We start from the raw sequence: 11,760 nt of genomic DNA, 5'->3' as shown, positions 1-11,760 counted from the left end.
AGTTTATGCAGCGCTCCATTTCTCTAACTGGCCCGAGTTTAGCTTTTAGACGGGTATCATTTTTTCAAAATACGGGGCTATTGGTCAAGAAGGAAGGTTGGCTATGAGTAACGTGAATGAAGGTAAGCGGTTCGACTGCGGCAATTATACGATGGGCAAGCTGACCTCGCTCTTGGTCATGCTGCATAACGAAGAAGCGGGCGCGGAAATTGAGCAAGAAATGAAAAAGAGAGGCTACCGGTATACGATCGGCAAGGTCGGCGCCATGGAACTGGTCAAAGTCGTGACCGCGATGGAAACGAGCGCCAAATCGAACAAAGTGATTGACCCGAACTCCTATCGGGAAGTTCATTCCTTATATCATGCCATCATCGAGGCGCTGCAGGGGATTGGAAGAGGAACGGTCCAATTCGGGGATATTTTGCGGACGGTTGGCTTAACGTTTTGCATAACGAGAGGGACGGTCGACATTTCGGGCTATTCCGAGGAATGGTTAAGCGTCTGCGTGTACGGCACGATTGGCGCCCCGAAAAAAGGATTCGAGCACGATGTGCTCGGTTTCGGGTACAACCACATTTAAGACAGCGTCATCTTGCAGCGCTGCCTTCATATCATGCAGCTTTTGCGCACGCTGGGGGATAGTCAGTCAGACACTTTTCTCTTGAGCAGGTTTTGAGGACATGGAAGCGGGCTTTGCTATGGTTTGTCGATCCGATTAAAAAGGAGTGGCTAGTTGTGAAGCAAACGACCAAGCGTATCATCAGAGCGGCACATGGAACGGAACTGACGGCGAAAGGCTGGCAGCAGGAAGCGGTCCTGCGGATGCTTATGAACAATCTGGATCCCGACGTGGCCGAACGGCCGGACGATCTGGTCGTCTATGGCGGTATCGGCAAGGCGGCAAGGAATTGGGAATGTTTCGACAAAATCGTGGAATGTCTGACGAACCTGGAAGCGGATGAAACGCTGCTGGTGCAATCAGGCAAGCCGGTCGGCATGTTCCGGACGCACACGCATGCGCCGCGGGTTCTCATCTCCAATTCGGTGATCGTGCCTGCCTATGCCAATTGGGATACGTTCCACGAGCTGGATAAGCAGGGATTGATGATGTACGGGCAAATGACGGCCGGGAGCTGGATTTATATCGGGACGCAGGGCATTTTGCAAGGAACGTATGAGACCTTCGCCGAGGCGGCCCGCCAGCATAGAGGAGGCACCCTGCGAGGAACGCTGACGTTAACGGCCGGACTCGGCGGCATGGGAGGAGCCCAGCCGCTCGCCGTTACGATGAACGACGGCGTCATGATTGGAGTGGAGGTCGATCCGTCCCGGATCCAGCGCAGAATCGATACGAAATATTGCGACATGATGGTTCGCGATCTGGATGAAGCGTTGAAGCTGGCGGAGGCTGCGAAGGAGGAGGGAAGAGCGCTCTCGATCGGCCTGGTGGGCAATGCGGCGGAGGTGTTCCCGGAAATGGTGCGGCGGGGGATTCGACCTGATTTCGTCACCGATCAGACGTCGGCCCACGATCCGCTTAACGGCTATGTGCCGGCAGGCTATTCGCTGGAAGCGGCAGCTGAACTGCGCGCGGCCGATCCGGCGCATTATGTGAAGCTGTCCAAAAAGTCGATGGCGGCCCATGTCCAGGCGATGCTCGATCTTCAGAAAATGGGCGCGATTGTATTCGACTACGGCAATAATATCCGCCAAGCGGCCTTCGATGAAGGGGTGAAGGAAGCGTTTCAGTTCCCGGGCTTCGTTCCGGCCTATATTCGTCCGCTCTTCTGCGAGGGGAAGGGCCCGTTCCGCTGGGCGGCCTTGTCCGGAGATCCGGACGATATTTATAAGACGGATGAGCATATCTTGAAGCTGTTCCCGGAAAATACTCATCTCTGCAAGTGGATCAAGATGGCCAGGGAGAAGGTCGCGTTCCAGGGCTTGCCTGCCCGCATTTGCTGGCTCGGCTATGGAGAACGGGCCAAGATGGGCTTGGCCATCAACGAGATGGTGCGCCGAGGGGAAATTACCGCCCCGATCGTCATTGGCCGCGACCATCTCGATTGCGGCTCGGTCGCATCGCCGAACCGCGAGACGGAAGCGATGAAGGACGGCAGCGATGTGGTCGCCGACTGGGCGATATTGAACGCGCTGGTGAATACGGCTTCCGGCGCGAGCTGGGTATCCGTTCACCACGGCGGCGGCGTCGGCATGGGGTATTCCCTGCATGCGGGCATGGTCGTCGTCGCGGACGGTTCAGCCGAAGCGGACGAGAAGCTGGCCCGCGTCTTGAATACAGACCCGGGCATGGGCATTATCCGTCATGCCGACGCCGGTTATGAGCTTGCGATTCAGACGGCGAAGAATCGCGGAGTCCGCGTGCCGATGCTGGGCATATAACGATGACAGGCAGCAAGCCCGGCCGGGCTTGCTGCCTTTGAGAGGGGGACCCATGATGGAACAGAATCGAATAGACCTGTTGATCCACAACATTGGAACGCTTATCACAATGCAAGGGAGCCGGGGACCGCGCACAGGCCGTGAAATGTCAGAGGTCGGATCCGTGCGCGGAGGCGCCGTCGCGATCCGGGACGGCCTCATCGTTGCGGCGGGACCGGAAGACGAGGTGATGGCGCATATCGCCTGCCTGCCGATCGAGCGCAAGCATGATGCCCAGGGCTTGCTGGTTACGCCGGGGCTCATCGACCCGCATACCCATCTGGTACACGGCGGCTCACGCGAGCATGAGCTGGAGCTGAAGCTGAAGGGCGTTTCTTATTTGGAAATATTGGCTCAGGGCGGCGGGATTTTGAGCACGGTGCGAGCCACCCGCCAGGCAACGGAAGAGGAATTGTACGCGAAAGCGAAAGCGAGCCTGGATATCATGCTCTCCTTCGGCGTGACGACGGCGGAAGTGAAGAGCGGCTACGGGCTGACGCTGGAGGACGAGCTGAAGCAGCTCCGGGTCGCTCACCGGTTGAACCGGGAGCATCCGGTCGATTTGGTATCTACGTTTATGGGAGCCCATGTGGTGCCGGAAGAATATAAAGGCCGCTCCGGAGACTTTGTGAAGGTGGTTACCGAACAGATGCTGCCGGAGGTGAAGCGGCAAGGGCTGGCCGAATTTTGCGATGTGTTTTGCGAGCACGGCGTATTTTCCGTGGAAGAATCGGAGCAGATCCTGCTCGCCGCCAAGGAGCTGGGCTTCGGCCTCAAAATTCATGCCGACGAAATCGAGCCGATCGGAGGCGCGCAGTTGGCCGGCAAGCTGGGCTGCATTTCCGCCGAGCATCTGATTGCCGCCTCGGATGAAGGCTTGGAAGCGATGCGTCAGGCGGGCGTCGTGGCCGTCTGTCTGCCTGCCACTTCCTTCAATCTGAGGCTGACGCATCACGCCCGGGCCCGCGCCATGATCGAGATGGGGCTCGCCGTAGCCCTGTCCACGGACTATAATCCGGGAAGCTCGCCGACGGAATCGATCCAGCTTGTCATGACCTTGGGCTGTCTGAACTTGGGCATGACCCCCGAGGAAGTGCTGACGGCCGTAACCATCAATGCGGCTCATGCGATCGGGAGAGCCGATGCCGTAGGGAGCCTGGAACCCGGCAAGCAGGCGGACCTCGTTATTTTCAAGGCCGATAACCTGGCCTACTTGCCGTATCACTTCGGAATCAACCATGTTCATACCGTGTTCAAACGGGGGAACGTCGTCGTGTCTACAGGCAATTGATCATATCCCCGGCGATCAGCGAGCCGGGGAAGGGACGGCTTGCGGCGGCGCGGTCGCCGGCAAGGCCGTGAAGATAGACGCCGAGGGCCGCGGCAAGGCCGGCGTCGTACCCTTGCGCGAGCAGGCCGGCGATCAGGCCTGCCAGCGCGTCGCCCGCGCCTCCGGTAGCCATCCCCGGGTTGCCGGACGCGTTCACGTACACGTCCCCGGCGGGGGTGGCGGTTACGGTGCGGGCGCCCTTCAGCACGAGCGTCACGCCGTGCTGGACGGCATAGCGGCGCGCCAGGCCGGTGCGGTCGCGCTGCACTTCGCGCGTGTCGAGGCCCGTCAGGCGCGCCATCTCGCCCGGATGCGGCGTCAGGATCGCGGCGCCGTCCCGCTGCGGCCATGCATCGAGGCCGCCCGCCTCCGCGATCATGTTGAGCGCATCCGCATCGGCGACGAGCGGGCATGGCGCGGCCGCCCAGATCTCGCGCAGCCAGGCGCCGTCGCCGGCGAAGCGGCCCATTCCCGGGCCGATCGCCAGCGCCTTCTTGTCAGCCGCGAGCCGCAACACCGCCTCGGGCGGCACGGCCGCCCAGTCGCCGCGTCCGCCGTCGGGCATGCCGTGCAGCATCGCTTCCGGGAGCCGCCCAATCATCGGATCCAATAGCCGTTCCGGCAGCGCCCAGCTTACGAGTCCGGCTCCGGAACGGAGCGCCGCGGCGGAGGCCAGCAGCCCGGCGCCGCTATATTGCCGGGTGCCGGCCGCCACCAGCACGTGGCCATACGTGCCTTTATGCGTATCCGCCCTGCGCGTCAACGGCAGCGTCAGCCCGAAGCGCCGCAGGAACAACTCTTCATTGGTCCACAAGGTCCGAATGCCTTCCTTCTCGGCCAGCCCGGCGGGGATGCCGATCGAACGGACAACGACGCGGCCTGCCCGTTCCGCGCCCGGATATTGCGTCAGCCCGCGTTTGAGAAAAGCGAGGGCTACGGTCATATCCGCATGAATGGATGGATCATGAGCCTCCCCTGTATCTGCATCGATACCGCTTGGGATATCGACGGCGACGAGAGGCAGTCCGCTGGCGTTCGCTTCCCGGATTATCGAGGCGTACGGCTCGCGCGGAGCCCCGGCCGTTCCCGTGCCAAGGAGCGCGTCGACAATCCCCGCATACTCCTCCCACCGGATGCTGCCCGTCCCATAGAGGGAAGCGGCAATGCCCATCCTGACGGCAATATCGCGCTGCAGCGCGGCATCGGATGTTAGCTTCGCCGGATCCGCCGCATACAGCAGTTCGGCTGACACGCCCATTTCCTTGAGATGCCGCGCCGCGACAATGCCGTCGCCGCCGTTGTTGCCTTTGCCGACAAGGATAAGCCACGGCTTGCTCGCTCCCAGATCGCCAAGCTCGGATGATAGCTTGGCAACCTCCTCCGCAACGGCCCGGCCCGCGTTTTCCATAAGCACCGCTGCGGGAATGCCGATGGTATGAATGGCGTACTCATCGAGAGCGCGCATTTCCGCCGAAGTTACGATATACATGAACCTCACCTTTTCTCTTTCCCTCATAATCATTTTCTTCCATTATATCATTTCAGCGCTGGCTTTATTGTCTCCACTATCCCTATTGTTCTTATTATCTTGATCATCTTCGAACCGGGATTTGATTTTGCGAATCTGGATTGCCCACGATATAAGGGGATGGTACACTATGAAGGATACACATCAGCACGGTAGAAAGAGAGTGGTTGAAATGAAGTCATATCTGGCGTTATTGCAGGACATTCTGGATCACGGGGTGAAGAAGGAGGATCGGACCGGAACCGGCACCTTGTCCGTGTTCGGGCGTCAGCTTCGCTTCGATCTGGCCGAAGGCTTCCCGCTTGTCACGACGAAGCGGCTGCACCTGAAATCGATCATACATGAGCTGCTCTGGTTTTTAAGCGGAGATACGAATATTCGTTATTTGAAGGAAAACGGCGTCCGCATCTGGGACGAATGGGCGGATGAAAATGGCGACCTGGGACCGGTATACGGATCGCAGTGGCGCGCCTGGGAGACCAAGGACGGACGCACGATCGACCAGATTGCGAATGTGATCGAGCAGATTAAGACGAATCCGGATTCGCGCCGATTGCTCGTCTCCGCCTGGAATGTCGGCGAGGTCGATCAGATGAAGCTGCCGCCATGCCATTACTCGTTCCAATTTTATGTCGCCGGCGGCAAGCTGAGCTGTCTGCTCAACATGCGTTCGGTGGATACGTTCCTCGGGCTGCCGTTCAATATCGCCAGCTATTCGCTGCTTACGCATATGGTGGCCCAGCAATGCGGCCTGGAGGTCGGAGAATTTATCTGGAGCGGCGGCGACGTTCATATTTACTCGAACCATCTGGAGCAGGTGAAGACCCAGTTGGAGCGGGAGCCGCTCCCGCTTCCGAAGCTGGTTATCAAGCGCAAGCCGGATTCGATTTTCGATTACCGGTTCGACGATTTCGATTTCGTGGATTATCAGCATCATCCGACGATTAAGGCGCCGGTTGCGGTATAGGATTTGGGACAGAAGGGAGGCGCATCGCGATGCCGGTTACGATGATCTGGGCGATGGACAAGCGCCGTCTCATTGGCAAGGACAACGGGATGCCATGGCGGCTGCCAAGCGATATGGGTTATTTCAAGGCGATGACGCAGGGGAAGACGGTCGTCATGGGGCGCAAGACGTATGAATCGCTGGGGAAGGCGCTGCCGAACCGGCGCAATATTGTGCTGACCCGCAACCCGGACTGGACCGTGCCCGATGCCGAAGTCATGCACAATATCGAGTCCGTGCTGCCGCTGGCGGCGAAGGAGGAAATGATGGTGATGGGCGGCGCTCAAATTTACCGCGAATTCCTTCCATATGCGGACAAGCTGCTGGTGACGCGGATTGACGCCGAATTCGAGGGCGACGAATATTTTCCGCCGTATGACGAGTCGCTCTGGGAACTGGCGGGGGAAACCGAGGGACCGGTCGACGAGAAGAACCGGTATCCGCACCGCTTCCAGACCTACGTCCGGAAGGAAGCGTGACGCGAGACCAGCCTCGCAAGCGGGCAGCAGCCATTTCCATATGTATTGAAATGCAAATCATTCGTGATAGACTCCATATGTTCCGGGACATCGTTTAAGGTACGATCATTGGCACAAACATGCCGGAACGTCCGATGTCCGGACATGTCATCAATCGGCACAATTGCGAACAGGCTTCGCGATTGCTACGCGAACGGATGGAGGAGTCAGCATGTCAACGCCGACCGGATTTATGGAATATTCTCGACAAATACAAGCGGAACGGGACCCGGCTGAACGGGTGCTGGATTGGAAGGAATTCCATCTTCAGTTGACCGAAGAGGAGCTGCGGACCCAGGCGTCCCGCTGCATGGATTGCGGCACGCCCTATTGCCATACGGGGATGGAGCTGGCCTCCGGCACCTCCGGCTGCCCGGTGAACAATCTGATTCCGGAATGGAATCATCTCGTGTACCGCGGGCTGTGGCGGGAAGCGCTCGAACGGCTGGAGGCCACGAATAACTTCCCCGAATTTACGGGAAGGGTCTGTCCGGCGCCCTGCGAAGGATCGTGTACTGTCGGGCTCATCGGCGAGCCGGTCACGATCAAGTCGATCGAGGAAGAGATTATCGAACGCGGCTTCCGCGAAGGCTGGGTGACGGCGAAGCCTCCGCAGCGCCGGACCGGCAAGCGGGTCGCGGTCGTCGGATCGGGACCGGCGGGACAGGCTTGCGCGGATGAGCTTAATCAAGCCGGACATTCCGTCACGGTATATGAGCGCGACGATCGCATCGGCGGCCTGCTTACGTACGGCATTCCGACGATGAAGCTGGACAAGGAAGTGGTGGAGCGGCGGGTGCGGCTGCTCGCCGAGGAAGGGATCCGCTTCGTGACGAATATCGAGATCGGAACCGATATTCCGGCCCGCGAGCTGGTCGATCAGTATGATGCCGTCGTCCTGTGCGCCGGGGCGACGAAGCCGCGCGAGTTCGTCATCGAAGGCAGCGGACTGGAAGGCATTCACTATGCGATGGACTATTTGAACGGAACGATTAAGAGCTATCTCAACTCCGGCCTGGAGGACGGCAGCTACGTATCGGCGGCAGGCAAGGATGTCATCGTCATCGGCGGCGGCGACACGGGGACCGACTGTGTAGCGACCGCGCTGCGCCACGGGTGCCGCAGCATCACGCAATTCGGCACGCGTCCGCAGGCGCCGGCCGTGCGCGACGAGGCCGCCAATCCTTGGCCGCAGTTCCCGAATGTGTATACGCTCGATTATGCGCACCAGGAAGCGAAGGCCTTATACGGACGCGATCCGCGCGAGTTTTCCATCATGACGACGCGCTTTGTGGGCGACGAGGAAGGGCGCGTGAAGGAACTGCACACGGTTCAGATTGAGCGGATCGTCGACGAGCAGGGACGGAAGACGTATCGGCCGATCCCGGGAACGGAGCGGGTCTATCCGGCGCAGCTCGTGATTATTGCGGTCGGCTTCGACGGCCCGGAGGCGACGCTCATCGATCAGCTCGAGCTGGACACGGATCGCTATACCAACGTGAGGGCGGTCAGAGGCAAATACGGAACGAAGATTCGCAATGTCTTTGCCGCCGGAGATATGCGGCGCGGACAGAGCTTGGTCGTCTGGGCCATCCACGAGGGACGGGAAGCGGCCCGCGAAGTGCACAGGTATCTTGCGAATGACTTGTCATCCTGCCCGGAATGAGGAATAATAAATAGAAGAGAACGCCGCAAGAAGCTGCGCTATCCATAGCGCGGCTTTCTGTCGTTCGCCAGAGAGACGGGGGGAGCAGATGAAGACGCTGATTATTGCGGAGAAGCCGGATATGGGACGGAATATCGCTGCCGCCATAGAACCGAAAGCCAAAAATCACCGTTCCTATCTGGAAGGGGACAATTATATCATTACGTGGGCGATCGGGCATTTGGTCGGGCTCGCCGAGCCGGAAGCTTATGATATGAAGTATAAGAAATGGAATATCAACGACCTTCCGATTATACCCGGCGACTTCAAGCTGATCGCATACCGCAAGACGAAGGAGCAATTGAAGGTCATCGCCGAGCTGGCCAAGCGCAGCAATCTGCTGGTCAACGCTTGCGACGCCGGAAGGGAAGGACAATATATCTTTTCGCTCATCCAGCGTTATTTGAAATTAAAGCATCCGGTGAAGCGGCTCTGGATATCCGATCTGACCCCGGAAACGATTCGGCGGGGCTTCGCCGAACTGAAGGACGGATCGGAATATGACAATCTGACCAAAGCGGCGAGCGCCCGCAGCGAAGCGGATTGGCTGATTGGCATGAACGGGTCGCGCGCGTTCACGACGAAGCACAACGTGCTGCTGTCCGTAGGCCGAGTGCAAACGCCTGTATTGGCGCTTATCTATGAACGGCAGAAGCAAATTGAAGCCTTTACTTCGTTAACTTATTTCGAGGTCGAAGGCCATTTCTCTCAAGGGGATGGCACATACCAGGGTCTATGGCAGGGCGAGCGGATCACCGACCGGGCGCAGGCCGAGAAGCTGGCGGCGAAGGTGCAGGGGAAGCCGGGACGGATCGCCTCCTATCAGGTGAAGGAGACGAAGGAATATCCTTTTCGCCTGTATGATCTGACCTTGCTGCAGCGGGAGGCGAACAGCCGCTACGGGTTCTCCGCGAAGAAAACGTTGGATATCGCCCAGTCGCTGTACGAAAAGCACAAGGTTATTTCCTATCCGCGGACCAATTCGAACTATGTGACGGAGCAGAACATTCCGGAGATGCACAAGGCGCTGTCCATGCTGCAGGGCTCGGCATATGACGAGTGGGTGAAGGGCGCGAACCGGGCTCTCGTTCATAAAGGGAACAAGTACATATGCAATCCGGCCAAGGTCGAGGATCACCATGCGATTCTGCCGACCCGGCGGAAGGCCTCGGGCCTGTCTCCCGATGAACAGAAGCTGTACGATCTTATCGTGCGCCGCTTCCTGTCCCAGTTCTATCCGGCTGCGGAATACAAGGTCCATACGGTCATGACGGAGGTTGAACAAGAGACCTTCAAAACCTCGGTCAAAGAGCTGCTCCATATCGGCTGGAAAGCCATCTATGCCGATTTGAAGAAGGAGAAGCCCAAGTCCGGCAGAGGGAAGCGCAAGGACGAGGAAGAAGCGGAAGAGATCGAGGTCGAGGTGCCGTTCCGGGTCAATTCCGACGAGGCGGCGCATTGTGTGCGCGCCGTGGTCAAGGATAAGGAAACCCAGCCGCCCAAGCCCTATACGGAGGGCACGCTCCTCAAGGCGATGGAGAGCGCAGGCAAGCAGATTGAAGACGAGGAGCTGCGCGATGCGATGAAGGATTCCGGTCTGGGCACGCCGGCTACTCGGGCCGCCACGATTGAGCGTCTCAAAAAAGTGGGCTATATCGAGATGAAGGGCAAAACGATCCAGGTGACCCAAAAAGGCCGCACGGCGGTCGAGCTTATCCGGGCGGCAGGCATTGATCTGCTGACCTCGCCGGAAATGACCGGGCAATGGGAGCGGCGGCTGACGGAAATTTCCCGGGGCGCGGCTTCCGATGTTCAATTTATGGAAAATGTCAAGAAATTCGCAACGATGATTGTCGACAAGGTGAGGCTGCAGGCGCGGGCGGCGAAAACCTCCTTCGAAAGCGCCGAGCCGAAGCAGGGGAGCACGCGCCGGCGCAAGAGCGCAGCCGGACAAGCGTCCGCCGCGGCGCCATCCGCGCAGGAAAGTCCGGCGGCCGCCGGGACCCGGCCATCTTCGCAGCGGAGCGCCGCGGTTAAGTCGGCGGAACCGCAGCGGGGCGAGGGGCCGTCTATCGTCGGGACTTGTCCGCGCGCCGGCTGCGGAGGCGTCATCTTTATGGGGCACAAAGGGTACGGCTGCTCGAATTACAAACAGGGCTGCGGCTTCGTTATCTGGAAGGAAAGCTTCGGCCGCAAGCTTACCGATACGCAGGTGAGGGCGCTGATCGAGAAGGGCAAGACCGCGAAGATGAAGCTGGTCCTGCCGGACGGCTCCGAGACGCAAGCCCGCATCGTTCTCGCGAGCGCGGAGAGCGGGAAGTTAGCGGCAGAGGTATAGCCTGTCTTGGAATCCCATGCCGCATGCGCAGGCAGGACGAGGGTTGTCACGCCGAACCATGGGCGGCGTTATGCCGACTACAGCAGAAGGCCGGCTCTCTCGAAGCCGGCCTATCCTATTACCGCGGGGTCAATATCCAGTTGCGAATGACGCGAGGCACCTCGGTTAGCTGCTCGATGGTCTCGAAGGCGCCGTTCGGCTCGGCATCGATCTCGACGATGTTAAATGCCCATTCGTTCGCCTGCTTCAAGTAAATGGCATTCAGGCCGGACAGCAGGGCGGGAATCACGTCGGTTCGCAGCGAATTCCCGATCATCCAGGTGCTCTCGGCCGGGAAGCCTTGTTCCCGCACGATGGAGGACAAGGCGTCCGCTGTCTTGTGCCGGCGGATAAATATCCGATCTCCGAAATAGTCGAACAGCTTCATTTGCGCAATTTTGCGCTCTTGAATCACTTGTTCCCCGCCGGTATACAGGAAGAGCTCATGCCCGTCATCCCGCAGCCGATCGAGCGTGTCTATCATGCCGGGATAAGGCTCGATTTCGAACTCGTAGACGCTCATTCCCAGCTTCCAGAGCAGTTCGGACTCGTCGGCGGACGGGGTGCGGCCGGTCAGCGCAGAGAAGTGATCGTACGTCTGAATCAACGAGCGCGGGAAATGCTCGCTCTGAAAGCCGTTGTCCTGCACCCCGGCAATATCGATGCGGACCTGCACCGCGCGGATGTCCTCGGCCGGCAGCTTCCACGGCGCGAACCACGTCATCATCGTATCGAGAAATTGTTGAATGACGATGTCAAAATATTTGTTGCAATGGACGAGCGTATCGTCCAGATCGAATAATATCGTCTGTCTCGGCATCACGGTCATGCCGAATCACCTCCTTAACGCTATCAGA

The 11,760-nt window shown here is 59.2% G+C and carries 9 protein-coding genes; 7 read left to right on the top strand and 2 right to left on the bottom strand.

What is annotated here, in order from left to right; genetic code table 11:
• Nucleotides 1–103 precede the first annotated feature (103 nt).
• The 3 genes from hutP to hutI all read left to right on the top strand — a co-directional run bounded on the left by hutP (nucleotide 104) and on the right by hutI (nucleotide 3,730).
• Complete coding sequence (gene hutP, locus OCY70_RS19920; protein WP_213426322.1) at nucleotides 104–580, top strand: hut operon transcriptional regulator HutP; 477 nt, start codon at nucleotides 104–106, stop codon at nucleotides 578–580.
• Nucleotides 581–735: 155 nt separating this feature from the next.
• Nucleotides 736–2,400: a urocanate hydratase gene (gene hutU, locus OCY70_RS19915; protein ID WP_213426323.1), complete on the top strand. Its 1,665-nt coding sequence runs from the start codon at nucleotides 736–738 to the stop codon at nucleotides 2,398–2,400.
• A 55-nt stretch (nucleotides 2,401–2,455) separates the two neighbouring features.
• Nucleotides 2,456–3,730, top strand: coding sequence for an imidazolonepropionase (hutI, locus tag OCY70_RS19910; RefSeq protein ID WP_213426324.1), 1,275 nt, complete (start codon nucleotides 2,456–2,458; stop codon nucleotides 3,728–3,730).
• Here hutI and OCY70_RS19905 read toward each other — a convergent pair.
• Complete coding sequence (locus OCY70_RS19905; protein WP_213426325.1) at nucleotides 3,717–5,258, bottom strand: NAD(P)H-hydrate dehydratase; 1,542 nt, start codon at nucleotides 5,256–5,258, stop codon at nucleotides 3,717–3,719. The two genes, hutI and OCY70_RS19905, sit on opposite strands and share 14 nt — an antisense overlap.
• 211 nt (nucleotides 5,259–5,469) lie before the next feature.
• Here OCY70_RS19905 and thyA point away from each other — a divergent pair, with 211 nt between their 5' ends.
• From thyA to OCY70_RS19885, 4 genes are all read left to right on the top strand, one after another.
• A complete protein-coding gene (gene thyA, locus OCY70_RS19900; protein WP_213426326.1) occupies nucleotides 5,470–6,264 on the top strand; it encodes a thymidylate synthase in 795 nt (264 codons plus the stop codon).
• A gap of 29 nt (nucleotides 6,265–6,293) precedes the next feature.
• The gene (locus OCY70_RS19895; RefSeq protein ID WP_213426327.1) at nucleotides 6,294–6,782 is read left to right on the top strand and encodes a dihydrofolate reductase; all 489 of its coding nucleotides are present in this window, start codon (nucleotides 6,294–6,296) and stop codon (nucleotides 6,780–6,782) included.
• 211 nt (nucleotides 6,783–6,993) lie between these two features.
• Nucleotides 6,994–8,487, top strand: a complete 1,494-nt coding sequence (locus OCY70_RS19890; RefSeq protein ID WP_261945117.1) for a glutamate synthase subunit beta — start codon at nucleotides 6,994–6,996, stop codon at nucleotides 8,485–8,487.
• A gap of 88 nt (nucleotides 8,488–8,575) precedes the next feature.
• Nucleotides 8,576–10,864: a type IA DNA topoisomerase gene (locus tag OCY70_RS19885; protein WP_213426329.1), complete on the top strand. Its 2,289-nt coding sequence runs from the start codon at nucleotides 8,576–8,578 to the stop codon at nucleotides 10,862–10,864.
• A gap of 118 nt (nucleotides 10,865–10,982) precedes the next feature.
• Here the strand turns inward: OCY70_RS19885 and OCY70_RS19880 are convergent, their stop codons facing one another.
• A complete protein-coding gene (locus OCY70_RS19880; RefSeq protein WP_213426330.1) occupies nucleotides 10,983–11,732 on the bottom strand; it encodes an HAD family hydrolase in 750 nt (249 codons plus the stop codon).
• Between the last annotated feature and the right edge of the window lie 28 nt (nucleotides 11,733–11,760).

Origin of the sequence: Paenibacillus melissococcoides (assembly GCA_944800085.1) — a bacterium.
GTDB lineage: Bacteria > Bacillota > Bacilli > Paenibacillales > Paenibacillaceae > Paenibacillus_B > Paenibacillus_B melissococcoides.
This window is presented reverse-complemented; position numbering and strand designations above follow the sequence as displayed.